Here is a 24,193-nt window from a genome sequence, read left to right on the forward strand (position 1 = left end):
CCCCGCTATTGCTATCGGGGGACATCTGTCCGTATCTGTTGGCGACCGGGTGGTTCGTGGCGTCTGGCGCCGCGTCCCGTCCGGTGAACAGGCCTCTAGGCCCATCGTTGATTCGCGTCAACAACCTTTTTGCAATTTTGTTTCAAAAGTTGCTCGACACGCCGGGAAGCCCCGGGCCAGAAGGACCAGATGGTAGGCGAAACCGCGGAAAACAAGGGCAGCACCGACGAAAAGGAAAGTGCGAACGCCTTCCGCGACCGCGTGCGGAGCGCCGTGATCTGGCGCTCGGGCAGCCAGATTCTCGCGCAGATCATCACCTGGGCCTCGACATTGCTCGTGATTCGACTGCTGAATCCGGCCGATTACGGGCTTTTTGCGATGACGCAGGCGATTCTCGCCTTCCTCACCTTCCTCAACGGCTGGGGATTCGCGAGCGCGCTCGTGCAATCCGATTCGGTCGACCCCTTTCGAATCAGGCAGGCGTTCGGCCTGCTGCTGCTGCTCAACGCGATGCTCGCCGCGATGCTCTTTTTCGGCGGCCCGCTCGCCGCGGCCTATTATGGCCAGCCCAAGGTCGCCGAGTTGCTGCGCGTCCAGTCGCTGCTCTTTCTGGCGATTCCCTTCATCGCGCTGCCCGAAGTCATCATGAGCCGCGCGCTCGACTTCCGCCGGCAGGCGGTGGTCAACCTCGCCGCCGCCACCGCGGGCGCGGGCACCGCGCTCGCGTGCGCGCTTTCGGGTTTCGGTGTGTGGACGCTCGTCTATGCGCCGCTCGCCATGTTCTGGACGCGCGCGATCGGGCTCACGATTCTCGCGCGCCTGCTCGTCTGGCCCAGCTTCGACTTCAAGGGCTGCGGCCAGATCATCGGATTCGGCTCGGCGATTCTCTTCTCGCAACTCTTCTGGCTGGTGCAGAGCCAGTCGGACGTCTTCATCGCGGGGCGGCTGTTCGATCCGCACGCGCTCGGCCTGTATGCCGAGGCGCTGTTCCTCTCGCAGATCTTCATGTCGAAGTTCGTGCCGCCGCTGAACGAGGTGGCCTTCCCCGCCTATTCGCGAATCAAGGACGACCCCGCCGCGATGCGGCGCGGCTTCCTCAAGACCGTCCGCCTGCTGATGCTGGTGTCGGCACCTTTCTATTGCGGGCTCACCGTGGTGGCGGCGCCGCTCGTCGAAACGCTGTTCGGGCCGAAGTGGCTGGGCATGGCGCCCTATGTGCAGCATATCTCGCTCGCGCTGATGCTGATGACGGTGCAGATTCTCTTCGCGCCGGTGAACAACGCGCTCGGCAAGCCCTCGGTCACGATGTTCGTGTCGCTGGGCGGCGCGATCATCTTTCCGACCGCCTTCCTGATCGGGTCGCAATGGGGGCTGATCGGCATGGCATGGGCGTGGCTCGTCGCGGCGCCGCTATTGCTGCTCTATACCGTCCGGCTGTCGGCGCGGCTGATCGGGCTGTCGCTCTGGGATATCGTGCGCGCGATGCTGCCGGGCCTCGCCCCCGCGCTGATGATGGCGATCGGTGTCGAGCTCGCGGCGGAGCTGATCGTACCCTTTCACTGGGTCGCGCCGATTCGCCTCGGCCTGCTCGTCGGCCTCGGCGTCGCGCTCTATGGCGCTCTCCTCTGGACCTTCGAGCGCGACGTGATCGCCGAGGGGATCCAGATCGTGCGGCGCCGCGAACCCGCGGCCGATCCGGCCTGAGGTCGGCGCCCGATCAGGATGCGATATAGTCGCGCATCGCCGCGGCCTCGGCCTCGATATGGTCGATCCGATACTTGACCAGATCGCCGATCGACACGAATCCGACCAGTGCGCCGTCGTCGACGACCGGCAGGTGGCGGATACGCTTTTGCGTCATCTGCGAGAGCGCGGCGATCACCGCCATGCGCGAATCGCAGGTCACCGGCGACTTGGTCATCACCTCGTCGAGCCGGCGGTCGAGCGCCTCGGGACCATAGGAAGACATCAGCCGGACGAGATCGCGCTCCGAAAAGATGCCGACGATCGCATTGCCGTCAACCACCGGCACCGCGCCGATGCGGTGCTGGGCGAGCAGATCGATCACAGCGCGCACCGTATCGTCGGGCCGCGCCGAAACCACAGCACTCGTACGTCCGTGAAGAATCGCTCCGATCGTCATAGATGCCGCTCCCTATCCTGCTTGTCCGTTGCGCGGCCGAACCTAACATGATTCGCGGCAAAGCCGAAACCCGCGCCCGTTACCGCTTGGCGTCGCCCGCCGCTTGGTTCATGGAGGCGCGCATGGTCAAACCCTCCCCGCTCGACGATCGCGACACGTCGGATATCGCCTGGGCACGCTATCGCCGGCTGATGAAGGGCATGGCGATCGTGTCCTTCGGCGCGGTCGTCCTCGCGCTCGGCTGGCTGCGCTTCACGATGGGCGACCAGCTCACCATCCATATGATCATCGCCACCGCGGCGGGGGTCGGCCTGTCGGTCATGCTCGGCGCCGCGCTGATGGGGCTCGTCTTCCTGTCGAGCGGCAGCGGGCATGACGAGGCGATTGAGGATCCTTTCGAAGACGACCCGGATATGAATCATGACCGATAAGAGCGAAGCCGACTGTCCGCGCGACCCGATCCTGCGCGTCGTCCCGCGCCCCGCCGACATCAATGCCAACGGGCATATCTTCGGCGGCTGGGTGCTCAGCCAGATGGATATCGCGGGCGGCATCGTCGCCGGCCGGATCGCCTGCGGCCCCGTCGCGACGGTCGCGATCGAGACGATGGAATTCATCGCCCCGATCCTGCTGCGCGACATCATCTCGGTCTATGCGCATCTCGAGCGGCGCGGCCGCACCTCGCTGGCGATCCGGCTCGAGGTCATCGCGACGCGCGACGGCGGCCGGACCGAGGAGCGCGTGACCGAGGGGGTTTTCACCTTCGTCGCGCTCGACGAGAATCACCGCCCGCGGGCGCTGCCGCCGATCTAGGGCAGCTCCCTAGTCGGGTTCGATAAACCGATAGTCAAAACTGCGGCTGTCGTTGGCGGGAACCCGAATCGCCCAGGTCAGCAATCCGTCGCGGCGCGGCAGCTTGCGTAGCCGTTTGTCGAGCTTCGGGTCGGGATCGACGTAAAAGCCAAATTCGAAATCCACCGCGAACGGGTTGGCGTTGGTCACGGTGACCCGGTAATCGTCATCGGCCATCTTTGGGGCGACCCCCCGAACCATATCGACGCGCACCTGGCTGCTTTCGCCGATAACCAGGTCGACCTTTTCGCCAACGGCATGATCGCGAACCCGCCCTTCGCCGACGAGCAGCGATTCCTCGCCGCGCGGCGCGAACACCGCGACCTGGCCGCTGGGCAGCGGCACACCCAATCGCGTCGCTTCCTTATTCTCCATCCGCAAAACCCGCTCGACCTCCATCGACTCGAAACTGTCTTCCGGCGAACTGCGCAGGCGATAGACGGTCTTGAACGGCACACGATCCTTGACCAGCAGCGCCACCTGCTTCTGCCCGTTCGCCGCGACCGTCACCGGGATCGGTACGCGATAGAGCTTGAGGTCGCCCAGATCTTCCTGGCTGGCCACCACCGTGACCGGCGACATCATCTCGTAACGGGCGATGCGCGACCCGGTCACCACAATGTCCTGCCCCGCTTCGGCGGACATCATCGCAGGCGGCGGGGGCGGCGGGGGCGGGGGCGGCGTGCCATAGCGGCCCGTCCCGAGCGCAAAGCAACGCAGCCGCAACGGCGGCGCCTGCGGCACATCGGCCAGCGCCTTGAAGTTGGAAACCTTGTTCAGCGTCCCGGCGATCGCCGCCAGCCGGGCGTCGGCGAAGCTTTCGCCATTGCTGTTCGCCACCGTCAGCCACGCAAACAAATCGAGCGTCCGGCCGTCGGCGGCAACGCGCGCGACATAATTGCTCGCCCAGTCGAACCCCGTCGCCAGATAGGTCAGCGTCACCGACACCCGCTGCGCTGCCGGGCTGCGCGTCGTCACCGACAGCGTCGGCTTCGCGGTCAGTCCCGCGGGCACCCCGTCATAGACCAGCGTTTCGGGAAGCCCGGTACAGCGCAGCGATTCGTACCCCGCCGGCGTCTGCAACACCACCGCGCCCTGCGGCCCCGACCGGATGATCGCATCCTCCTCGGTCACCTTGCCCGTCGCGCGGTCGGTGCGGCGCAAATGGACGCGATTGCCGAGCGATCCGTCGAGCAGGCTCGCGGGCGAGAGCAGCGCCGCGTCACGATTCTTCTGGACGACGCCGCCGGGCAGACCGGTGACGATCGCCGACACGGCGACCATCCCCTCGGCAACGCCCTCGAAGCGCAGCACCGATTCGCCCGCGGGCAGGTCGATCGTCCGCTGCTCGGATATCAGCGCAAAGCCCTGCAGCCAGTTGGGATCGATTTCGCCGCCCTCGGCGCGGTCGGGATCGCGAAAGACGCTGACCGACACCTTCTCGGGCGCCGCCGAGGTGACGACCGGCTGCGCCGCCGCGGGCGAGGCGGCGAGAATCAGCAGCAAAGGCGCAATGCGGCGCACGGCGCGTGCGTCAGTAGCGCGTTTCGAAGGTGGCAGTGATCGTCGTCTCGCCGTTCGCGGGCACCGTCACGCGCCACTGAACGCCGTCCGCATCGAGCCGCTCGCTCTTCTGGCTTTCGGTGATGACCTTGGTCTCCGCCCAATACCAGTCGAGCCCGCGCTGGCGCAGGTCGAGCGTCACCGGCTGCGGCCGCGCATTGGTGAGCAGATACGACATCGACGAGCGCCACCGCCAAGGCGCGATTTCCTTGCGCTCGACGACGGTTGCCTTGACCTTCACGTCGAAGGCGTCGCCGGTCTTCAGTCCCAGCTCGCTACCCATCGGGGTGTGCCCGATCTGATTTTCGCCGATGAACTGCGGGTCGCCGCGCAGGTCGCGCTGATAGAAGCGCACCGTCCCCGCGGGGAGCGCGTCGCCCAGCCCGCCTTCGCGACTCGAGCTGAACTTGATCACGCTCGCCGCGCTCATCGGCTCGGTCATATTGTTGAAGCCGCCGAGCGTGAATTCATAGATTTTCTGCGCCGGCACCTTCGCGACGTCGAGGAAGCTCACCTGCTTGGTCTGGGCGTTCGCGATCGTCGTGCGTTCGGACAGCGGATAGAGATAATAGTCGCCAAGCTGTTCGCGTGGCGCGGTCTCGGTCCCGGCGCGGCGGAGATTGCCCGGCCCGGCCGGCTGCGGGCGGTAGCGTCCCGGCTGGCCGTAGCTTGAAATCCCGCCGGCGGAAGGACTTCCCGCGACGAGCAGGGTTTTCGCATTGTCAAAGGTCGTGCCGGTGTTGTTGGTCAGCGTCACCCACCCCTGCACGTCGATCGTCCCCGCCTTTTCATCGTAGAGCGAGACATAGTCGGCCGACCAGCCGAGCCCGCCGGTCAGGTAGGAGAGCGTCGCGGCCCGCGTCCCCGCGCCCTTGCTGTCGACCGTGATCGACAGCGTCGGCTTGGCGCGCAGGTTCGGCGGAATCTTGTCGAAGATGACGCGAACCGGCAGCCCGTCGTCGCGCAATATCTCGATGCGCGGCCCGATCTGCAGCACGACGCCGCCATTGACCGCGAGCACCTTCGCGCGCTCGCGCGTCTCGACCCCGGTCGCGGGGTTGATGCGGAGCAGGGTCACCGTCTCGCCGACCGCCTTCTGCATCAGCGCGTTGGGCGACAGCAGGTCGTAGTCGAAATTCTGTTCGACGATCGCGGTGCCGTCGGCGGCGAAAGACACCGTCTGCGGCCGGATCTGCGCCGACACGTCGGGGAATTCCTGCCGCGAGCGCCCCGCCGGAAAGGCGATCTGGCGGATATCCTGCACCAGCGCCTGCCCGCCATTATAGATGGTGACCGAAAGCTGGCCCTGCGCATTCGCCGCAGCGGGATCCTGCGCGGCCGCCGGGGCCGCCGGGACCGCGCCAGCGATCAGAGCCACACCGATCGCAGTAAAAGCACGCATGAAAACCTCCCCCGAACCGCTGTCCGGGGGAGGCTATGTCAGTCCAACCGTAAAAACCAGTGCGAAATCGCGGGCTTATTCGGCCGCTTCGACACCCGTATCGCGCGCCGCCAGCGTGCGGCGGGTGCGGCGCGGCTTGGGCGCGGGCGCCTCGGCGGCGTCTTCGCCGGCGTCGCGCTCGGGCCGGCCGATCGCGGGCGGCAGCACCGCCGAATCGATACCGGCGCCGGCATCGTCGCCTTCGGCCGCGCGATTGCGGCGCGGGCCACGGCGATTGCCGCGCGGCGCGGGCGCCGCGTCCTCGGCCGTCTCGACGGCTTCGGCCTCGTCGCCGCCTTCGGCTTCGGGGTCGGCGCGGTTGTCGCGGTCGTCGCCGCGGTCGCGGCGGTTGCCGCGGCCCTGCTGGCGATTGCCGCGGCCGTCCTCGTCGCGGCGATCGCTGCCCCCGCGCTCGCGTCCGCCCTCACGTGCGCCGCTGTCACGACCCTCATTGTCGCGGCCGGCGCCTTCACGGCCGCCAGTCTCGTCGCCTTCCGATTCGGGCTCGAAGCTCGCGTCGTCATGGCCGTCGAAATCCTCGACCCCGCGAATGTCGCGGTGGCGGTCATAGCTGCGTTCCTGACCGCTTGCCGCCGCCTTTTCTTCCTGGCGGGCCCGGAAATCGCTCAGCACGCGGAAATAATGGTCGGCGAACTGGAGATAATATTCGGTCTGGACCCGGTCGCCCGAAAGCTGCGCATCGCGCGCGAGGTTGCGGTATTTCTCGATCATCTGGGCGGCGTTGCCGCGCGCCCGGCTGTCGATGCGGTTGGCCTGATCGACACCGCCGCGTCCGCCACCGGACTGCGAGCGATTGTTATTGTTGCCGTTATTGTTGCGGCCGCGACGGCGACCGCTCTGCCGGTTGTTCATGTTCAACTGAGACATCCTGATAAGCTAATAAGCTACGCCAACCCCTTATGGCCGAACGCGCTATTTGCGCGTCGTGCCCGCGCCCTCTGCGCGGTTCCCTCTACCGCTTGCGCCGGGCCCCGCGGCCCGCACCAGCGTCGTAAGTGGGAAGCAGACCGATCGGACCAGTCAAGGCCCCGTACCGGGTCTGTAAGCCGCCCCTACCGTGCTTTGCGGCGGAAACCAAGAAAATTCTTGTTCTGGCGTCAGGGGCGGGTCAGCAAAAGCGCCCTGTCGCGGCCGCCCAGATCCTGCTTGCAGGCGACGGCGAATCCCGCTGCTTCGGCGAGCTCGGATACCGATATGCGTTGCCGGTGCCCGATTTCAAGGATCGCGGCCCCGCCGGGGGCCAGAAGTCGCGGCAAAGCGGGGATGATCCGGCGATAATCATCGAGCCCGTCGGCGCCCGCGAACAGCGCGCTCGCCGGCTCGAAACCGGCGACATCGGGCATCAATTCCTCGCTGTCGGCAATATAGGGCGGGTTGCACAGGATGAGGTCGAACGGGCCTTCGACGCCATCGGCCCAGTCGCCCGTTCGGAACGCGGCGCGATCGGCCAGATTGAGCGCATCGGCATTCGCGCGCGCAAAGGTCAGCGCCGCCTCGCCCGCATCGACGCCGAGCCCCGTCGCCGCGGGCCATTCGGCGAGCGCGGCGAGCAATAATGTCCCCGGCCCCGTCCCGAGATCGAGGATCCGCTTCGGACCCGCGGCGCCGAAATATTGCACCGCTGCCTCGATCAGCGTCTCGCTGTCGGGACGCGGGATGAGGACACCGGGACCGACCGCCAGCCGGATCGTCCAGAAATCGCGATAGCCGACGATATAGGCGATGGGTTCGTGCGCCATTCGCCGCGCAACTAGTCCGCCGAAATCGTCCGGCGCGCCGAACCGCGCCGGATCGAGCAACAGCGCGCCGCGCTCGACGCCCAGAGCGTGCGCCATCAACAGTTCGGCATCGAGCCGCGGCGTATCGGATATATCCGCCAGACGCCGGGCGGCGGACGATAGTGCGGCGCCAACGCTCCCCTTATGCTCGCAGACCAGCGCCCAGGTCAGCGCCTTGGCTGCGGCATCGTCCAGCTCGGGGTGACGCTTTCTCAATTCGCGCACCGCCCACTCGCTCCCCGCCCAAAGTGAATGCATCCGCCAGTCGGGTTTGCTCTCGCGCAGGTCTTGAAGGACATCGAGCATAGCCCATTCGACCGCCTCGGCGCGGTCGAGCCCGATCGCGTCGACCACCGCCCGCCAGTCGGTCTGCGGCTCGGCGGCGCGGCTGAAACCCAGATAAGAAACGATTGCCGTGTTGAGATCGGCCGATCGCGTCACTCACCCAGCCCCGCCAGTCGCTGCGCCTGATCCTCGGCGATCAGCGCGTCGATCAGCTCGTCCATCTGCCCTTCCAATATCTCGGGCAGGCGGTGGAGCGTCAGGTTGATGCGGTGGTCGGTCACGCGCCCCTGCGGGAAATTATAGGTACGGATGCGTTCGGAGCGGTCGCCCGATCCGACCATCGACTTGCGCGCCGACGCCTCGGCGCTGTGGATCTTCTCGCGCTCGAGGTCATAGAGCCGCGCGCGCAGCACCTGCATCGCCTTGGCGCGGTTCTTGTGCTGGCTGCGCTGGTCCTGCTGGATCACGACGAGCCCGGTCGGGATATGCGTGATGCGGATCGCCGAATCGGTCGTGTTGACGTGCTGGCCGCCTGCACCCGATGCGCGGTAGATATCGATCTTCAGATCGTTGTCGTTGATCGCGACGTCGACTTCCTCGGCCTCGGGCAGCACCGCGACGGTCGCGGCGCTGGTGTGGATGCGGCCGCCGCTTTCGGTGACGGGGACGCGCTGGACGCGGTGAACGCCGCTTTCGAACTTGAGCTTCGCGAACACGCCCTGCCCGGCGACCGACGCGACGACTTCCTTGTAGCCGCCGACTTCCGCTTCGTTCGCCGAGATGATTTCGACCTTCCACCCCTGCGTATCGGCATAGCGGCTGTACATGCGGAGCAGATCGCCCGCGAACAGCGCCGCCTCGTCGCCGCCGGTGCCGGCGCGGATTTCGAGCATCGCGGCGCGCGCGTCGGCGACGTCCTTGGGCAGCAGCCTGATCGCCAGATCATGCTCGGCGGCGGGCAACGCCGCCTCGACCGCCGCCATTTCCTCGGCGGCCATCGCCTTCATCTCGGGATCGGCGAGCATTTCCCCGAGCGCGACGAGCTCGCCGCGCAGCCTCACCACCTCGCGCGCGGCTTCGGCGACGGGTTCGAGTTCGGCGAACTCCTTCGACGCCGCGACGAAGTCGGCGGGCGCCATATCCCCCGTCGCCATCCGCGCCTGCAGCGCGGCATGACGTTCGATGATGGCGTCGATCTGCTTTTCGGAAACGGAGGTCATCTGGTCCAAAATGGTAAAAACTACGTCATGCTGAACTTGTTTCAGCATCCATGGCGCCGCATAGAGGCCAACATGCCGTCGCGGCAACCCTGCACCTATATTCTCGCCAGCCAAAAGCAGGGCACGCTCTATATCGGCGTCACGTCTGACCTCACCGCACGCATCTGGCAGCACCGGTCGGGCACAGTGCCGGGCTTCACGACGCGATATCGAGTGTACCGGCTTGTCCACGCCGAGTTCTTCGACGACATGGCGGCCGCAATTGCGCGCGAAAAGCAACTGAAGCGCTGGCACCGGTCATGGAAGATCAACCTGATCGAGGCGGACAATCCCGACTGGAAGGATTTGGCGGTCGAGTGGGGAATTTCCGAACCCGTTCGGAAACCGTCATGCTGAACTTGTTTCAGCATCCACGGCGCGACGCCGAAAGGTTACCCCCATGGACCCTGAAACAAGTTCAGGGTGACGAGATTATTTTCCTTCGAAGTGGCGCTCAAAGATTAGGCTTGCTACTCGTTCGGTCAACGCCTCATCGCTGCTTCTGATTGGTGCCGCCGACGTCCCTGTGCCTCCCAGGCTCAAGATGCCTCTTGGATTTAGCTTCGATGCTTTGTCGAATCGCTTTCGAGCCGAACCCGTTGCAATCATCTCCGCGGACAAACCATCCTCGCGCAAAGTCTGCAGAATCGAAATTCCTAGGGGAACGACGGCATCATCCTCGATGACCACGATAACGTCGGTTACACTCCTTGCAACTTCCGGCAACAACATCGCCAGCCGCTCGATCCCCGCCGCCCAGCCGACCGCCGCGGTCGGCGGGCCGCCGAGCGCCTCGATCAGTCCGTCGTAGCGCCCGCCGCCGAGCACCGTGCCCTGCGCGCCCAGCCGGTCGGTGACGAATTCGAACGCGGTGTGGCGATAATAGTCGAGCCCGCGCACCAGCCGCGCGTTGCGCTCCCACGCGACCCCCGCCGCGTCGAGCCCGGCCGTCACCGCGCCGAAGAAATCCTGCGCCTCGCCCGTCAGAAACGCGTCGATATCGGGCGCGCTGTCGGCGATCGGGCGGTCCTTCGGATCCTTGCTGTCGAGGATGCGCAGCGGATTCTTGTCGAGCCGCGCAAGGCTGTCCTCCGACAGATCGCCGCGATGGCCCATGAAATGCTCGACCAGCGCCGCGCGCCATGCGTCGCGGCTTGCCGCGTCGCCCAGCGTGTTGAGCGTCAAGGTCACGCCCTCGGCGATCCCCAGCTCCTTCAGAAGCTGGTCGGCAAAGACCAGCAGTTCGGCGTCGGCGAGCGGGCTGTCGCTGCCGATCACCTCGGCGTCGAGCTGGTGGAACTGGCGATAGCGGCCCTTCTGCGGGCGCTCGTAGCGGAACAGCGGGCCGTGCGTCGCGACCTTCAGCGGCGCAAACTGCTGCCAGCCGCCCGTGATATACGCCCGCGCGATCCCCGCGGTGAATTCGGGCCGCAAGGTGATCGATTCGCCGCCGCGATCCTCGAACGAATACATTTCCTTCGACACGACGTCGGTCGTCTCGCCCAATGACCGCGCGAACACCGCGGTCGGCTCGATCACCGGCACCTCGATGCGCTTGAAACCATAGAGCCGCCGCACGCGGTCGAACGTATCGACGACATGCTGGAAGCGGTCGGCGAAATCGCCGAGCATGTCCTGGGTGCCGCGCACCGGCTGCGGCGTCGCGATCTTTGCGGGCTTGTCCTTGCTCATGCGCCGCGCGTCTAATGCTTTTTCGTCGAAAGGCAAAGTGCGCTTGCAGAGCCGATACTGGACGCCGCGCCGGTTTGGCGGCAGAGATTGGCCCATGAAAAAGACCCTGTTCGTCGCGTCCGCCCTGATCGCCTTCACCCCCGCCGCCCTTGCCTCTTCAGCGCTTGCGCAGGAGGGCAACAGCCGTCCGCAACCCGTCGTCCAGCCGCACAGCATCCCGCTGCCCGCCGACCGGCCCTATCCGGGGACGATGCTGCTCAAGGTCGACGCCAGCGATTCGATGCGCGGCATCTTCCGCGTCCGCCAGACGATCCCGGTCGCGAAGAGCGGCAAATTCACCCTGCTCTATCCGCAATGGCTGCCCGGCAAGCACGCGCCGCGCGGTGCGATTGCCGAAATCGCGGGCTTCAAGGCGACCGCGGGCGGCAAGCCGCTCGCCTGGACGCGCCAGCCGACCGACGTCTATGCCTTCGACATCGACGTGCCCGCGGGCGCGAAGAGCATCGAGGTAGCCTTCGATTTCCTCTCGCCGACGCGCACCAGCGAGGGCCGCGTCGTCGTCACCCCGGCGATGATGAACCTGCAGTGGGAACAGGTCAGCCTGTACCCCGCGGGCTATTTCACGCGCGGCATTCCGGTGCAGCTCGACGTCACCCTGCCCGAGGGCTGGACCGGCGCGGCGGCGCTCGACGGGCTGAAGGTCGCGGGCAATCGCTACAGCTATGCCCCGACCAGCTACGAGACGCTGGTCGACAGCCCGATGTTCGCCGGACGCTATTTCCGCAAATGGGATCTTGGCCAGAATGTCACGCTGAACGTCGTCGCCGACGAGCCGCAGTTCCTCGACGCGAAGCCCGACCATATCGCGCGCCACGCGGCGATGGTCGCCGAGGCGATCGCCCTGTTCGGGACGAAGCATTTCGACCGCTACGAATTCCTGCTCGCGCTCACCGACGAGCTCGGCGGCATCGGGCTCGAACATCACCGGTCGAGCGAGAACAGCCGCAACCCCGACTATTTCACCAACTGGGACAGCAATGATTCGGAGCGCGGGCTGCTGCCGCACGAATTCACCCACAGCTGGAACGGCAAATACCGCCGCCCCGACAAGCTGTGGACCCCCGACTATCGCACCCCGATGCAGGGCAATCTCCTCTGGGTCTATGAAGGGCAGACGAGCTTCTGGGATCTCGTGATCGCGGGCCGGTCGGGAATGCAGTCGAAGGAGATGATCCTCGCCGAATGGGCGACCAATGCCGGCAACTACAGCGTGCAGGCGGGGCGCGACTGGCGCTCGGTCGAGGATACGACGCTCGACCCCGTGATCGCGGCGCGCAAGGCACGCGCCTTCCCCAGCGCGACGCGGACCGAGGATTATTACAACGAGGGCGCGCTGATGTGGCTCGAGGCGGACATGATCATCCGCCAGGGCACCAACGACGCGAAAAGCCTCGACGATTTCGCCAAGGCCTTTTTCAGCGGCAAGGGCGGCGACTGGGGCGAGGTCACCTATGATTTCGACGATGTCGCGCAAACGCTGAACGCCGTCTATCCCTATGACTGGCCGAAATTCCTGCGCGACCGGATGCAGCTTCCCGGCCAGCCCGCGCCGGTCGCGGGGATCGAGCGCGCCGGATACCGCCTCGTCTGGCGCGACGTCCCCAACGCCTTCGACCGCGACAAGATGAAGAACGCGAAGAATTTCGAGCTCACCCACTCGCTGGGCATGACGATCGACAAGGACGGCATCGCGGGCAGCATATTGTGGAACGGCCCGGCGTTCCGCGCCGACATCGTCAACGGTACCAAGATCCTCGCCGTCGACGGCATGAGCTACAGCAGGGAGCGGCTGGAGGCCGCGATTCGCGCCGCGACCGACGGCAAGACCCCCGTCCGCCTGCTCGTCGAACGCGGCGGCCGCTACCGCAGCGTCGACATCGACTATCATGGCGGGCTGCGCTGGCCGCACCTTGAAAAGACCGGCGCCGGGCCCGACTGGTTCGACCGCCTGCTCGCCCCCAAACGCGCGCTTTGACCTTTTCTCTCGGGAAAAGGGGCTTTCCGGCCTCGACTTTGCGCCGCGTCCGGCGCTAAAGGCGCGCGCGACTGCAAAACGACAAAAAAGGACTTCTCCCATGCGTATCGACCTCGTCCCGGCGGGTGACAGCCCGCCCGACAGCCTGAACGTGCTGATCGAAGTGCCGATCGGGGGCGAACCCGTGAAATATGAGTTCGACAAGGCATCGGGGGCGCTGTTCGTCGACCGCTTCCTCCACACCCCGATGCGCTATCCCGCCAATTACGGCTTCGTCCCGCACACGCTGGGCGAAGATGGCGACCCGCTCGACGCGCTCGTCGTCGCGCGCTCGCCGATCGTCGCGGGCGCGGTGGTCAAGTGCCGCCCGATCGGCGTGCTCAAGATGGAAGATGACGCCGGCGGCGACGAGAAATTGCTCTGCGTGCCGGTCAACAAGACCTTCCCCTATTATGCGGACGTCGCGACCTACACCGACATGCCGCCGATCGTGCTCCAGCAGATCGAGCATTTCTTCACCCACTACAAGGATCTCGAACCCGGCAAATGGGCGAAGCTCAACGGCTGGGGCGACGTCGACGAGGCCAAGCGCATCATCGTCGAATGCATCGAGCGCGCGAAGAAGGTGGGGTACTGAAAACCAACCTCGTCATTGCGAGCGGAGCGAAGCAATCCAGGGCGGTTTAGGCCGCCCTTGATTGCCGCGTCGCCTGCGGCTTCTCGCAATGACGAAGTTCAAGGCGTCGGACTGTCCTCCTCCTTCGTCAGCAATCGCACCTCGCTCCGCGGATAGGGAATCCGGATTCCCGCTTCCTTGAAGCGGTCCCAGATGCCGAGGAACACCTCGCCCTGGATATTGCCGAGCCCCGATTCGGGGTCCGAGATCCAGAAGCGCAGCTCATGCTCGACCGCGCGTTCGCCAAAGGCGGTGATCCACACCGCGGGTTCGGGCTCGTTCAGGATGCGCGGGTTGGACCGCGCGACATCGATGATGATCGCCTGCGCCGCGCGCAGATCGCATTCATAGGCGACGGGAACGTGCAGCCGCACGCGCACGTCGCGGCTCGAATAGCTCCAGTTCTCGACCGGCTGCGTCATTAGCAGCTCGTTCGGGATCAGATGCTTCTTGCCGTCGCGCGTCACGACATTGACCGCGCGCACCCCGATCTTCGCGACGCGCCCGACATTGGGGATGGTCCCCGGCCCGGTCGCCCCGCCCATGCTGCTGCCGTCGCCGACGACGATCACGTCGCCCGGCTTGATCGAGCGGTCCATGAGCAGGATGATCCCCGCGATCAGGTTGCCGACGGTCTTTTGCAGCCCGAAACCGATCGCGAGCCCCGCCGCCCCCGAAAAGACCGCGAGCGCGGTGAGGTCGATGCCGAGCAGGTCGATGCCGAACAGCAGGGCAAGCGTGAACAGCGCGATCGCGATCAGCTTTTCGGCGAGCAGCCGCTGCGCCTCGTCGATCTGGCTGTTCCGGCGCAGCAGCCACTTGAGCGCGCGCATGGTGAGCTTGACCGCGATCCACAGCAGGATCGCGACGACGATCGCCGAGAACAGGCCATAGAGCGACAGCCGGTACGATCCGACGTCGAGCCCGATATCCTTCATCAGCGTGACGGTGCGGGCAAAGCCTTCGCGAAGGCTCGTCTCGACGCTCACAGCGCGGCGAGCCCGCGCGCAAGGTCGGCGATCAGGTCGGCCGGATCCTCGAGCCCGACCGACAGGCGGACCAGCGGGTCGGGATCACTCCACACCGTCGCGGTGCGGATGTCGGCGGGGTTGCTCGGCACGACAAGGCTTTCATAGCCGCCCCAGCTGAAGCCGATGCCGAAATGGTCGAGCGCATCGATGAAGCGCGTCCGCGCGGCTTCATCCGCGCCCTTCAGCGTAAAGCCGAACAGCCCGCTCGTCCCCTTGAAGTCGCGTGTCCACAGCTCGTGCCCCCGGTCGCCGCGCAGCGCGGGATGCAGCACCCGCCCGACCTCGGCGCGCCCCGCGAGCCAGTTCGCGACCGCGAGGCCGTTTTCGCCATGCCGCGCCAGCCGCACGTCGAGCGTGCGGAGGCCGCGCAGGATCAGTGCGCAATCGTCGGGCGAGACCGCCTGCCCCAGCTGATACGCCGCCTGCCGCAGCTTCGGCCAGACCGCCTTGGTCGCGGTCAGCGATCCCATCATCGCGTCGCTGTGCCCGCCCGCATATTTGGTGAGGCTCATCATCGCGACATCGACCCCATGCGCCAGCGCGGGGAAGAGCAAGGGCGTCGCCCAGGTGTTGTCGAGCATCGTCAGCACGCCGCGCGCCCGCGCGACCTTTGTGATCGCGGGGATGTCCTGCACCTCGAAGGTCAGGCTGCCCGGCGATTCGAGGAAAATCAGCTTCGTCTCGGGCTCGATCAATTCCGCGATGCCCGCCCCGACGAGCGGATCGTAGAAACTCGTCCGCACCCCCATCCGCGCGAGCATCCCGTTGCAGAACGCCCGCGTCGGCTCATAGGCGCTGTCGACCATCAGCAGATGATCGCCCGGCGACAGCAGCGCCAGCAGCCCCGCCGAATTGGCCGCGACCCCCGACGGATAGAGCAAGGTGCCTTCCGCCCCCGGCTCCAGCGCGGTCAGCGCGTCGGCGAGCGCCCACACGGTCGGCGTCCCGCGCCGGCCGTAATAGAGCTTGTCGTGCGTCGCGTGGCCGCGCGCCTTCAGGTCGGCGATATTGTCGTAGAGGATCGTCGAGGCGCGCCACACCGGCGGATTGACGATGCTGCCGCCAAGGCGCGGATCGCCGGTCCATTCGGGCCGCCGCCCGCCCTGCACCAATTTCGTCGCCGGGCGGAGGCTGTCGTCGTCGCGCTTGCTCATGCCATCCCTGTTAGCGGCGCGCGGCGCAAAAGCCAGAGGCGCGCATATTCCCGCCCGCGCAGCGGGCCATTCAATATCTCACACAAAGACACAAAGAGGGCAGTCGATGCGCGCACGATTCGCGCATCGACTGCCCTCTTTGTGTCTTTGTGTGAGTCAAAATAGCGCTACGCGCAGGTTTTACACCAACGCCAGCAATGGCCCGCCCGGCCCGATCAACAACCCCAGGGCCGAACAGATCGCGAGCATCGGGATGATCCCCAGCCTGAAGCGGAACAGCAGCAGCGCCGCGAGCAACGCCAGCAGCACCGCGGCCCGATCGACCGACGCCCACACCGGCAGGTCGAGCCCCCACGCCGTCGGCTCCAGTCGGCGGAACAGCACATGCAGCGCGAACCACAGCGACAGGTTGGCGATCACGCCGACCACCGCCGCGGTCACCGCCGCGAGCGCACCCTTCAGCCCCGCGGCGCGTTCGAGCCGGTCGATCCACGGCGCGAAGGCGAAGATCCAGAGGAAACAGGGCGCGAAGGTCACCCACAGGGTCAGCAGCGAGCCGAGCAGCGCGGCGACGAAGGGCGTGAAGGGCGCCGCGTCGCGCCACGCCGCGAGGAAACCGACGAACTGCGTCACCAGGATCAGCGGCCCCGGCGTCGTCTCGGCGAGCCCCAGCCCGTCGGCCATTTCGCCGGGGCGCAGCCAGCCGAACCCCGACACCGCCTCCTGCGCCATATAGGCGAGCACCGCATAGGCGCCGCCAAAGGTCACGACCGCGAGCTGCGAGAAAAAGGCGCCGATGTCCCACAGCACATGATCGCGGCCCAATGTGACGAGGATCAGCAGCATCGGCGCCGCCCAGATCGCACCCCACAGCAGCGCCGCCGTCAGCGATTCGCGCCACGCCGATCGGCGCGGCGGCGCCGCGCCCTCCTTCGCGGGCGCCAGCTTCATCCATCCGGGCCGCCAGCGCGCCGCCGCCCAGCCGACCACCAGCGCCGACAGCACGACGATCGGGAACGGCGCGGCAAGGACCGCGAGCGCTACGAAGGAGGCGACGGCAATGCCGCGGAGCAGCGGCGTCTTGAGCGCGCGCCCCGCGATCCGCAGCAGCGCCTGCACGACGATCGCCAGCACCGCCGCCTTGATCCCGACGAACAGCGCCGCGAACCAGTCGAGCCCCGCCGCGGTCACATAGAGCAGCGACAGACCGAACATCACCAGCGCGCCGGGGATGACGAACAGCAGCCCCGCCGCCAGCCCGCCGCGAAGGCCGTGCAGCCGCCAGCCGATCCATGTCGCAAGCTGCTGCGCCTCGGGACCGGGAAGCAGATGGCAGAAGTTGAGCGCGTGGAGGAAGGTCGATTCGTCGACCCAGCGCCGCTCGTCGACGAACTCACGGTGCATCAGCGCGATCTGCCCCGCGGGGCCGCCGAAACTCAACCAGCCGATGCGCGCATAGGCGCGCACGGCGTCACCGAAAGCGGGTATCTTGAGGGATGCGTCGGGGACGTCGGTCATAGGTCGTGCTTCTCCATCCGGCGGAGCCGGGCGAAAAAGCAACGCTTGGGCGAGCGCCTGACCGGGAGGTTGCCTTGCCCCGATGCCGCAACGCTAACGCTGCGGACCGGAGCAGGACAAGCAAGAAAAAGCCGCGCGGCCGCGAAGCCGTGCTTCACCCTCAGGCGGCGCCGGTCGCCTTGGGCGTCGCGGCATCCGAGCCCCATTCGAGCCAGCTGCCGTCATAGACCGCGACATCGTCCTTGCCGAGCAGGTGCGCGCCAAAGGCGACCACGGTCGCGGTCATCCCGCTGCCGCAGGTGGTGACGAGCGGCTTGTCGAGATCGACCCCCGCCGCGTCGAACGCCGCTTTCAGCGCGTCGCCGCGCTTCCACGTCCCGTCGGCGTTGAACAGCTCGCCAAAGGGCAGGTTCTTCGAACCGGGGATATGGCCGGGCGCCAGGCCGGGGCGCGCGTCGCGCTCCTCGCCGGTGAAACGCTTGGCGTCGCGTGCGTCGAGCACCTGCTCGGCGCCGCTTTCGACATTCGCCTGCATCTGCTCCTTGGTGCGCACCGCCTTCGCGTCGCGCCACACCGTGAAGTGGCGGTGGCGCAGCGTCTGCTTGCCCATTTCGAGCGGGCGTCCCTCGGCCTTCCACTTGGCAAGGCCGCCGTCGAGCAGCGCGACGTCGTGGGCGCCGAACAATTTGAGCAGCCACCAGGCACGCGCCGCGCTCTTCAGCGGGCTGTCGTCATAGATGACGATGCGGCTGCCGTCGCCAAGGCCCAGCGACTGCATCCGGCTCGCGAACTTTTCCGCCGGGGGGGCCATGTTGTCGATCGCGGACGCGGTATCGACCAGTTCGGCCAGGTCCATGAACACCGCGCCCGGAATATGCCCGGTCTCGTAATCGGCGCGCGCGTCGCGGCCGGCGTCGGCGCTGAATTTCGTCGCATCGACGACCCGCAGGTCCGATGCCCCCAGTTCGCGTTCCAGCCAGTCGGTTGAGACCAAGGCGTCCATGTCATGCTCCTGTTGCGGCCGGGCGGAACCCTTTTTCCTGTCCCTGTCCGGCCATCCTGCTGCGGCTCTTTTCTCTCCGGGGAGACCAAGCCTATGCCCCGGCGTGCCCTTTTTCAAGCACGCTGGCGGTCTGCCTCAGCTTATGGTGCGCCGCAACAAGAAAAGCGGCGTCATGGCGCTTTATTGGTCGCGGCGGACCGCGGTCGTGCGCGCGCCCGGCCGGTTGACGATCAGGTTCGGGCGGTCGAGCGGCAGCGGCGCCAGCCGCTCGCTCCCGCTCGTCCCCTGCTCGCGGCCGAGGACGAAGCTGCCCGCGCACTGGCCAAAGGCGTCGCCCTCGCCGTCCCAGTGATAGGTGACGTCGAACGCCAGGACGGGAATCAGCATCGGCTTGCCGCCGATCATCAGCGGCTCGATCATCGCGCGCGGCAGCATGACCTCGGTGCCGATCTGCTCGCCCGCGCCCGCCGCAAGATGGATGTCGTCGCGCAGCACGCTGCCGCCCGCGCCGTCATAGAAGCGCGCGAGCACGGGTTCGGGCATCGCCGACCCCTGGTTGAGCGCGACGCGGACCATCAGCCCGGTCGCCGCGACCGCGCCTTCGTTGACGAGGTTCAGCGTCAGCGCGACGATCAGCTGGTCGCTCGTCATGCGGATCCCGCGCACCTCGAGCGCCATCGACACGCGCGCGCGGCGCTCGGCGACAGGGCGCGTCACCAGCGGCGAGGCGGCGGCGGGAGGGCGGGGAGCGGCAACCGCAGGCGCCGCCGCCGGCACCGGCCGCGCGGCGGGTTCGGCGGCGCGCGCCAGCGGTTGCGGCTTCGGCTCAGGCGGCGGCGGCGCGATCGGCTCGTCGAGATCGACCGGCAGCTCGCCCGCGACCAGCGGACGGCGCCGCCAGTACCACAGACCGGCGCCTGCGGCCGCGAGCCCGGCGAGCAGCCAGGCCCAGACCGGCGGACCGTCACTGCTCCCCGCTGGCGCGCCAACGGCTGCGGTTTCGGGCGCGGGCGTGACAGGCGCGGGAAGGGTCGGGTCGGCCGAAAAGCCCGGCGCCGGGGCGGTGTCGCCGGCTCCCGCCGCCGCCGCGGGCGCAGCCGCCGCTGCGGCAGGCGCCGCGCTGGCCGTGTTCGGCGATGCCGCCGCTGCGGGCGCATCGCGCCGCGTCGTCGCGGCCGGTGCCGGCGTCGTGGTCGTCGGGACGGGCCGCGTCGTCACCACCGACGGCGGCGCGGTCGGCGCGGGCGCCGGAGTCGGTGCAGGGGTAGGCGCCGGGGTCGGCGGGCCGCCGCGCTCGCCGGGCGCGAGCGGGGGCAGCGCGCCGTCGGAGGGGCCTTGCACGCCCGGCGTGCGGCCGTCGCCCGCGGGCGGCAGGCGAAAGGTCGAAGGGGGCGCGGGCGCGGGGGTCGGCGCCGGGCTCTGCGTCTCCTGCGCGGCCGCGGGCACCGCGAGCGCCATCGCCACCGCGATCAGCGGCAACCGCGCCCTGTCGTTCCTCCGCCCGATCGTCCGCACCGTCATTGAAATCGTCCGCAATCCCGAAACATGTCCTCGGGCCGGGGCGCTGAATCGGCCCTGAACCCGGCCGCGACGTCACCCAGGCGGATGACATCGGCCGCGCGCGTCCCTAGATGGTTTCCATGTCCGATTCTACCCCTGCGCCACTCGCGCCCAAACATCTCGGCCAGTCCAGCGAACTGCCTGCCTCGCCAGAGGCGGCGGTGCTCGACTATGTCCCCAATCCGCGCCGCGGCGAACTCTATCTCGTCCGCTTCGCCGCGCCCGAGTTTACCTCGCTCTGCCCGGTGACCGGCCAGCCCGATTTCGCGCACCTCGTGATCGACTATGCGCCCGGCGAAACGATCGTCGAATCGAAGAGCCTCAAGCTCTTTCTCGGCGCCTTCCGCAACCATGCCGGTTTCCACGAGGATTGCACCGTCGGCATCGGCCGCCGCCTCTTCGACGAAATGCAGCCGCAATGGCTGCGCATCGGCGGTTACTGGTATCCGCGCGGCGGCATCCCGATCGACGTCTTCTGGCAGTCGGGCCCGCCGCCTGCGGGCCTGTGGCTCCCCGACCAGGGCGTCGCGCCATACCGCGGGCGGGGTTAGCATAACGTGTGACAGTTTCCGTCGGATTTCATCTTTCCGTCACAGATTGTTGACATTAGTGTCAGCGTTATGAGCAGCACCGCACTTCCGCACGACCACGCCATCGCCGTCGGCGCCGACCAGATCGACTTCATGGGGCACGTCAACAACGCCCATTATCTGAGCTGGGTGCAGGAGGCGGTGCTGTCGCACTGGCGCAAGATCGCTCCGCCCGACGCGGTCGCCGCGCATCTCTGGGTCGCGCTGAAGCACGAGATCACCTACCGCCGCCCCGCCTTCCTCGAAGATCAGGTCATCGCGACGGTGATCCTCGAAAAGGTGCAGGGCGCGCGCGCCTTTTACGAAACGGTGATCCGGCGCGGCGAGGAAGTGCTGGCCGAGGTGAAGTCGAGCTGGTGCTGCGTCGACGCCGAAACCCTGCGCCCCGCCCGCCTCGCGAGCGACGTGGTCGCGCGCTTCTTTCCGGGCGAGAAGCTATAGGGTCCGCACCCGCTTACCGGCCTGTATCAAAACAGGATATTTTTACATTTCCCGGCTATGAAGCCGCGATGCAGACTCCGATCCGCCTTCCCGGCCGCGTGCGGCTCGAACAGACGCTGGCGGTCGTGATCCCCAGCTACCGTGTGAAGGCGCATATCCTCGACGTAATCGCGCGCATCGGGCCCGAGGTCGCGATGATCTTCGTCGTCGACGACGCCTGCCCCGACGGATCGGGCGCCTTCGTCGGCGAGCAATGCCGCGACCCCCGCGTCCGCGTGCTGCGGCACGAGGTCAACCGCGGCGTCGGCGGCGCGATGATGACGGGCTATCGCGCCGCGCTGGGCGCCGGCGCCGACATCATCGTCAAGGTCGACGGCGACGGCCAGATGGACCCCGCGCTCATCCCGCACATCGCGCGCCCCGTCCTCGCGCGGCAGGCCGACTATGCGAAGGGCAATCGCTTCCACAGCCTCTGGAACGTCCGCCGGATGCCGCGCGTGCGGCTCTACGGCAACGCCGCGCTGTCGTTCATGACCAAGCTGTCGAGCGGCTACTGGGGCATTTTCGATCCGACCAACGGCTATACCGCGATCCACGCCGCGGCGCTCGAACGGATCGAGTTCGCCAATGTCTCCGAACGCTATTTCTTCGAGACCGACATGCTGATCAACCTCGGCAACGCGCGCGCGGTCGTCGCCGACGTGCCGATGGAGGCGGTCTATGCCGACGAGGTCAGCAACCTTCGCATCCGAAACGAACTCTGGCCCTTTCTGCGCACCCACCTGCGCGAGGTGGTGAAGCGCATCTTCTACACCTATTTCCTCCGCGACTTCTCGCCCGCCACGCTGCAGCTGCTGATCGGCGCGATCTTCCTCCTCTTCGGCACCATCTACGGCGCCGCCGAATGGTATCGCTCGGTCAGCACCGGCGAGATCGCGAGCACGGGGACGGTGATGATCGCGGTGCTGCCGATCATTCTCGGCGTCCAGCTACTGCTTAACTTTCTCGCCTTCGACATGGCGAACGAGCCCAAGGTGCCGATCCAGCCGACGCTGACCCTCGCCGACCTTTTTGCCGATGATCCCGCAGCAGATGACCGGTAACGGGCTGATCGCACAGGGCGCGCGCTACGGCCTCGTCGGCCTCGTCGTGCTCGCCGCCGACTTCGGCGTCTATTCGCTGTTGCTCGCGCTGTTCCCCGGCCAGTTCCTCGCCGCGAACCTTTGCGGCAAGCTCACCGGCGCCGCGCTCGGCTTCGTGCTGCACCGCCATGTCACCTTCCGCTGGGCGCAGCGCGACGGCGCCGCGCGCCAGGTCGCCGCCTATCTCGCGGTGCTCGGCTTCAACCTGCTGCTCTCCTCCGCGCTGCTCTGGTTCGCGATCCGGCTGCTCGGCGCGAACGCCTATCTCGCCAAGCTCGGCGTCGACATCGTCGTCGTGGGCACCGCCTTCCTCCTCTCGCGCCTCTGGGTCTATCGTCCCCTATGACCGACCGCCTCGTCTCGCTCGTCACCCCCGGCCGCCGCGGGCTCTGGATCGGCCTCGCGCTCTTCGCGCTGCTCGTGGCGCTGTCCTGGGTGGGCTTCATCGCGTCGGACGACACCACCTATGCGCGCGGCGCCTATGGCTGGATCGAGCATTTCCCCTATGTCGGCGGGCATGGCACGATCCGCTATCCGATCACCGTGCCGATGGCCGCCTCCTTCCTGATCCTCGGCGGCAACGAGGTCGCGATGGTGCTGCCCTCGCTGCTCTACCTGATCCTGTTCCTCATCCTCGCCTGGCGCGTGACGCGCGACGTCGCGGGGCCGCTTCCCGCCTTCGCCGCGCTCGTCGCGGTCGTCACCAATCCGCTGATCGCGGTGCAGGCGTCGATCGCCAGCGTCGATATCATCGAGATGGCGCTGCTCTTCGCCGCATGGCTGCTCTGCTTCCGCTGCCTCGAGACGGGTGTGGCGGACAAGCGCAAGCTGATCGGCGCCGGCATCCTCGCGGGCCTCGCCTTCCTGACGCGCGAGACCGCGGTGTTCGTCGCTGTCTATTTCGGCCTGCTCTTCCTCGCCGGCCACCGCATCGGCCGCTGGAATTATCTCTGGATCGCCGCGGGCTTCGTCGCGGTCTGGGCGCTCGAGCTTGTCTATCTCGGTATCATGACCGGCGACCCGCTCTACCGCTTCAACATCGCGCTCCACCATGATTCGACGATCGACCGGTCGATCGACCTTGCGGGCAACGTCATCGTCCACCCGCTCGTCGATCCGCTGCTCGTCCTGCTGCTCAACCAGGAATTCATGGCGCTGATGCTGTTCGCGCTGCCGCTCGGCGCGTGGCTCTGCCTGTCGCGGTCGATCCCGCAAAGGCTGCGCCACTTCGCGCGCCAGATCGCGCTCTTCGGCGGCTGCTGGTTCGTCTGCGTCGGCGCCGCGCAGCATCTGCTGCCGCTCAACCCGCGCTATTTCATGATTACCTCGACGATGGCGTGCCTGCTCGCGGGGACCGCGCTCGGCTGGCTGTGGCAGCAGGGCAGCGCACGCACGCGCTGGGCGGCGCTCGGCGGGCTCGCGCTGCTCGCGGGGACCAACCTCGTCGGCATCGCGGTCGAGAACCGCGACCCCGCCTTCGGCGACGAAACGCTCGTCGCCGCGCTCGCCGACCATCCGGGCGAGCGCATCGGCACCGACCCCGAAACCGCCTTCCGCGCGCAGATCCCGCTCCGCTGGGCGGCTGCGGCCGCCCGCGTCGACGAAGCGCCCCCGGCGCCGGGCAGCCTCTATTATTACAACCCCCTGCGCGCCGCGAAACCCGCCGGCCATATCGCCGCCGATGTCGCGCCGCTCTACCGCCCGCAACCCGGCTGGCAGCTCGTCAGCGAATATCAGGCCGCGCCAAGCCACCTCGCGCGGCTGTTCGAGGCAACGGGCACCGACCGCCTGCTCCCCGCCGCCATCTGGCGCAAGCTCCGCCACCCGGCCGAGCCCGCTTATCTCTACCGCATCCCGAGCGAGGATGCGGGCTCGCCGGATTAGGACAGCCGCACGAATTCTGCGCGGACCGGAAGGGCTGTTTTGGGGTGGTGAGTTCTCGGTCAGCTTTCAGGCCGAGCGGAGCATGACGGACTAAGGGCGAACCTCATCGCCTGCGGCATATCGTG

Annotated in this window: 23 protein-coding genes; 11 read left to right on the forward strand and 12 right to left on the reverse strand. The window is 67.4% G+C overall.

The window, feature by feature from the left end; genetic code table 11:
* Window positions 1-189: 189 nt before the first annotated feature.
* Window positions 190-1,704: a lipopolysaccharide biosynthesis protein gene (locus tag ATE64_RS13965; RefSeq protein ID WP_058454981.1), complete on the forward strand. Its 1,515-nt coding sequence runs from the start codon at window positions 190-192 to the stop codon at window positions 1,702-1,704.
* Window positions 1,705-1,717: 13 nt separating this feature from the next.
* Here ATE64_RS13965 and ATE64_RS13970 read toward each other — a convergent pair whose 3' ends face one another.
* On the reverse strand, window positions 1,718-2,143 hold the full coding sequence (locus ATE64_RS13970; RefSeq protein ID WP_058454980.1) for a CBS domain-containing protein: 426 nt from the start codon (window positions 2,141-2,143) through the stop codon (window positions 1,718-1,720).
* A 122-nt stretch (window positions 2,144-2,265) separates the two neighbouring features.
* On the opposite strand from ATE64_RS13970, the gene ATE64_RS13975 reads away from it, so the two are divergent.
* Together ATE64_RS13975 and ATE64_RS13980 are read left to right on the forward strand one after the other, a co-directional pair.
* Window positions 2,266-2,574 carry a hypothetical protein gene (locus ATE64_RS13975; protein WP_058455131.1) on the forward strand — a complete coding sequence of 103 codons (309 nt, stop codon included), beginning with the start codon at window positions 2,266-2,268 and terminating at the stop codon, window positions 2,572-2,574.
* Complete coding sequence (locus ATE64_RS13980) at window positions 2,564-2,956, forward strand: acyl-CoA thioesterase (protein ID WP_058454979.1); 393 nt, start codon at window positions 2,564-2,566, stop codon at window positions 2,954-2,956. Before ATE64_RS13975 ends, ATE64_RS13980 begins: the two co-directional genes overlap by 11 nt.
* Window positions 2,957-2,965: 9 nt before the next feature.
* On the opposite strand, the gene ATE64_RS13985 is transcribed toward ATE64_RS13980, so the two are convergent.
* From ATE64_RS13985 to prfA, 5 genes are all read right to left on the reverse strand, one after another.
* The gene (locus ATE64_RS13985; protein ID WP_058800158.1) at window positions 2,966-4,519 is read right to left on the reverse strand and encodes a hypothetical protein; all 1,554 of its coding nucleotides are present in this window, start codon (window positions 4,517-4,519) and stop codon (window positions 2,966-2,968) included.
* A 10-nt stretch (window positions 4,520-4,529) separates the two neighbouring features.
* Window positions 4,530-5,960, reverse strand: a complete 1,431-nt coding sequence (locus tag ATE64_RS13990; protein ID WP_058457662.1) for a DUF4139 domain-containing protein — start codon at window positions 5,958-5,960, stop codon at window positions 4,530-4,532.
* Window positions 5,961-6,035: 75 nt separating this feature from the next.
* Entirely contained in the window at window positions 6,036-6,887 is an 852-nt protein-coding gene (locus ATE64_RS13995) for a DUF4167 domain-containing protein (protein ID WP_058457661.1), read from the reverse strand.
* Between the two features lie 230 nt (window positions 6,888-7,117).
* Window positions 7,118-7,957: a peptide chain release factor N(5)-glutamine methyltransferase gene (gene prmC, locus ATE64_RS14000; RefSeq protein WP_058457664.1), complete on the reverse strand. Its 840-nt coding sequence runs from the start codon at window positions 7,955-7,957 to the stop codon at window positions 7,118-7,120.
* A 278-nt stretch (window positions 7,958-8,235) separates the two neighbouring features.
* Complete coding sequence (gene prfA, locus ATE64_RS14005) at window positions 8,236-9,303, reverse strand: peptide chain release factor 1 (protein ID WP_058457663.1); 1,068 nt, start codon at window positions 9,301-9,303, stop codon at window positions 8,236-8,238.
* Window positions 9,304-9,330: 27 nt separating this feature from the next.
* Here prfA and ATE64_RS14010 point away from each other — a divergent pair, with 27 nt between their 5' ends.
* Window positions 9,331-9,699: a GIY-YIG nuclease family protein gene (locus ATE64_RS14010; RefSeq protein WP_058457660.1), complete on the forward strand. Its 369-nt coding sequence runs from the start codon at window positions 9,331-9,333 to the stop codon at window positions 9,697-9,699.
* Window positions 9,700-9,774: 75 nt separating this feature from the next.
* On the opposite strand, the gene hisS is transcribed toward ATE64_RS14010, so the two are convergent.
* A complete protein-coding gene (gene hisS / locus ATE64_RS14015) occupies window positions 9,775-11,034 on the reverse strand; it encodes a histidine--tRNA ligase (RefSeq protein ID WP_058457659.1) in 1,260 nt (419 codons plus the stop codon).
* Between the two features lie 94 nt (window positions 11,035-11,128).
* On the opposite strand from hisS, the gene ATE64_RS14020 reads away from it, so the two are divergent.
* Window positions 11,129-13,069 (forward strand): M61 family metallopeptidase, encoded by a 1,941-nt coding sequence (locus ATE64_RS14020; protein ID WP_058457658.1) that lies wholly within the window; start codon window positions 11,129-11,131, stop codon window positions 13,067-13,069.
* Between the two features lie 100 nt (window positions 13,070-13,169).
* Window positions 13,170-13,706, forward strand: coding sequence for an inorganic diphosphatase (ppa, locus tag ATE64_RS14025; protein ID WP_058457657.1), 537 nt, complete (start codon window positions 13,170-13,172; stop codon window positions 13,704-13,706).
* A gap of 98 nt (window positions 13,707-13,804) precedes the next feature.
* Here ppa and ATE64_RS14030 read toward each other — a convergent pair whose 3' ends face one another.
* The 5 genes from ATE64_RS14030 to ATE64_RS14050 all read right to left on the reverse strand — a co-directional run bounded on the left by ATE64_RS14030 (window position 13,805) and on the right by ATE64_RS14050 (window position 19,972).
* Window positions 13,805-14,734: a mechanosensitive ion channel domain-containing protein gene (locus ATE64_RS14030; protein WP_058457656.1), complete on the reverse strand. Its 930-nt coding sequence runs from the start codon at window positions 14,732-14,734 to the stop codon at window positions 13,805-13,807.
* Window positions 14,731-15,930, reverse strand: coding sequence for a cystathionine beta-lyase (gene metC, locus ATE64_RS14035; protein WP_058457655.1), 1,200 nt, complete (start codon window positions 15,928-15,930; stop codon window positions 14,731-14,733). The genes ATE64_RS14030 and metC overlap by 4 nt, the downstream gene beginning before the upstream one ends.
* A gap of 180 nt (window positions 15,931-16,110) precedes the next feature.
* Window positions 16,111-17,448, reverse strand: a complete 1,338-nt coding sequence (gene chrA / locus ATE64_RS14040; RefSeq protein ID WP_058457654.1) for a chromate efflux transporter — start codon at window positions 17,446-17,448, stop codon at window positions 16,111-16,113.
* A 160-nt stretch (window positions 17,449-17,608) separates the two neighbouring features.
* The gene (sseA, locus tag ATE64_RS14045) at window positions 17,609-18,451 is read right to left on the reverse strand and encodes a 3-mercaptopyruvate sulfurtransferase (RefSeq protein ID WP_058457653.1); all 843 of its coding nucleotides are present in this window, start codon (window positions 18,449-18,451) and stop codon (window positions 17,609-17,611) included.
* Window positions 18,452-18,631: 180 nt separating this feature from the next.
* A complete protein-coding gene (locus ATE64_RS14050; RefSeq protein ID WP_058800159.1) occupies window positions 18,632-19,972 on the reverse strand; it encodes a hypothetical protein in 1,341 nt (446 codons plus the stop codon).
* A gap of 119 nt (window positions 19,973-20,091) precedes the next feature.
* On the opposite strand from ATE64_RS14050, the gene queF reads away from it, so the two are divergent.
* From queF to ATE64_RS14075, 5 genes are all read left to right on the forward strand, one after another.
* A complete protein-coding gene (queF, locus tag ATE64_RS14055) occupies window positions 20,092-20,562 on the forward strand; it encodes a preQ(1) synthase (protein ID WP_156416524.1) in 471 nt (156 codons plus the stop codon).
* Between the two features lie 69 nt (window positions 20,563-20,631).
* A complete protein-coding gene (locus ATE64_RS14060; RefSeq protein ID WP_058457702.1) occupies window positions 20,632-21,042 on the forward strand; it encodes a thioesterase family protein in 411 nt (136 codons plus the stop codon).
* 68 nt (window positions 21,043-21,110) lie between these two features.
* Window positions 21,111-22,145, forward strand: a complete 1,035-nt coding sequence (locus ATE64_RS14065) for a glycosyltransferase family 2 protein (protein WP_058457703.1) — start codon at window positions 21,111-21,113, stop codon at window positions 22,143-22,145.
* Complete coding sequence (locus ATE64_RS14070; RefSeq protein ID WP_167541770.1) at window positions 22,135-22,530, forward strand: GtrA family protein; 396 nt, start codon at window positions 22,135-22,137, stop codon at window positions 22,528-22,530. Before ATE64_RS14065 ends, ATE64_RS14070 begins: the two co-directional genes overlap by 11 nt.
* Window positions 22,527-24,068 carry a glycosyltransferase family 39 protein gene (locus ATE64_RS14075; RefSeq protein ID WP_058457705.1) on the forward strand — a complete coding sequence of 514 codons (1,542 nt, stop codon included), beginning with the start codon at window positions 22,527-22,529 and terminating at the stop codon, window positions 24,066-24,068. Before ATE64_RS14070 ends, ATE64_RS14075 begins: the two co-directional genes overlap by 4 nt.
* The last annotated feature ends 125 nt before the right edge of the window (window positions 24,069-24,193 follow it).

The organism is Sphingopyxis sp. H073 (assembly GCF_001468395.1).
GTDB lineage: Bacteria > Pseudomonadota > Alphaproteobacteria > Sphingomonadales > Sphingomonadaceae > Sphingopyxis.

Excerpts from the sequence above, each read along its gene's own strand:
- ATE64_RS13965 (WP_058454981.1), top strand. The coding sequence starts at position 190 with ATGGTAGGCGAAACCGCGGAAAACAAGGGCAGCACCGACGAAAAGGAA.
- ATE64_RS13970 (WP_058454980.1), bottom strand. The coding sequence starts at position 2,143 with ATGACGATCGGAGCGATTCTTCACGGACGTACGAGTGCTGTGGTTTCG.
- ATE64_RS13975 (WP_058455131.1), top strand. The coding sequence starts at position 2,266 with ATGGTCAAACCCTCCCCGCTCGACGATCGCGACACGTCGGATATCGCC.
- ATE64_RS13980 (WP_058454979.1), top strand. The coding sequence starts at position 2,564 with ATGACCGATAAGAGCGAAGCCGACTGTCCGCGCGACCCGATCCTGCGC.
- ATE64_RS13990 (WP_058457662.1), bottom strand. The coding sequence starts at position 5,960 with ATGCGTGCTTTTACTGCGATCGGTGTGGCTCTGATCGCTGGCGCGGTC.
- ATE64_RS13995 (WP_058457661.1), bottom strand. The coding sequence starts at position 6,887 with ATGTCTCAGTTGAACATGAACAACCGGCAGAGCGGTCGCCGTCGCGGC.
- prfA (WP_058457663.1), bottom strand. The coding sequence starts at position 9,303 with ATGACCTCCGTTTCCGAAAAGCAGATCGACGCCATCATCGAACGTCAT.
- ATE64_RS14010 (WP_058457660.1), top strand. The coding sequence starts at position 9,331 with ATGCTGAACTTGTTTCAGCATCCATGGCGCCGCATAGAGGCCAACATG.
- hisS (WP_058457659.1), bottom strand. The coding sequence starts at position 11,034 with ATGAGCAAGGACAAGCCCGCAAAGATCGCGACGCCGCAGCCGGTGCGC.
- ATE64_RS14020 (WP_058457658.1), top strand. The coding sequence starts at position 11,129 with ATGAAAAAGACCCTGTTCGTCGCGTCCGCCCTGATCGCCTTCACCCCC.
- ppa (WP_058457657.1), top strand. The coding sequence starts at position 13,170 with ATGCGTATCGACCTCGTCCCGGCGGGTGACAGCCCGCCCGACAGCCTG.
- metC (WP_058457655.1), bottom strand. The coding sequence starts at position 15,930 with ATGAGCAAGCGCGACGACGACAGCCTCCGCCCGGCGACGAAATTGGTG.
- chrA (WP_058457654.1), bottom strand. The coding sequence starts at position 17,448 with ATGACCGACGTCCCCGACGCATCCCTCAAGATACCCGCTTTCGGTGAC.
- sseA (WP_058457653.1), bottom strand. The coding sequence starts at position 18,451 with ATGGACGCCTTGGTCTCAACCGACTGGCTGGAACGCGAACTGGGGGCA.
- ATE64_RS14050 (WP_058800159.1), bottom strand. The coding sequence starts at position 19,972 with ATGACGGTGCGGACGATCGGGCGGAGGAACGACAGGGCGCGGTTGCCG.
- queF (WP_156416524.1), top strand. The coding sequence starts at position 20,092 with ATGTCCGATTCTACCCCTGCGCCACTCGCGCCCAAACATCTCGGCCAG.
- ATE64_RS14060 (WP_058457702.1), top strand. The coding sequence starts at position 20,632 with ATGAGCAGCACCGCACTTCCGCACGACCACGCCATCGCCGTCGGCGCC.
- ATE64_RS14065 (WP_058457703.1), top strand. The coding sequence starts at position 21,111 with ATGCAGACTCCGATCCGCCTTCCCGGCCGCGTGCGGCTCGAACAGACG.
- ATE64_RS14070 (WP_167541770.1), top strand. The coding sequence starts at position 22,135 with ATGACCGGTAACGGGCTGATCGCACAGGGCGCGCGCTACGGCCTCGTC.
- ATE64_RS14075 (WP_058457705.1), top strand. The coding sequence starts at position 22,527 with ATGACCGACCGCCTCGTCTCGCTCGTCACCCCCGGCCGCCGCGGGCTC.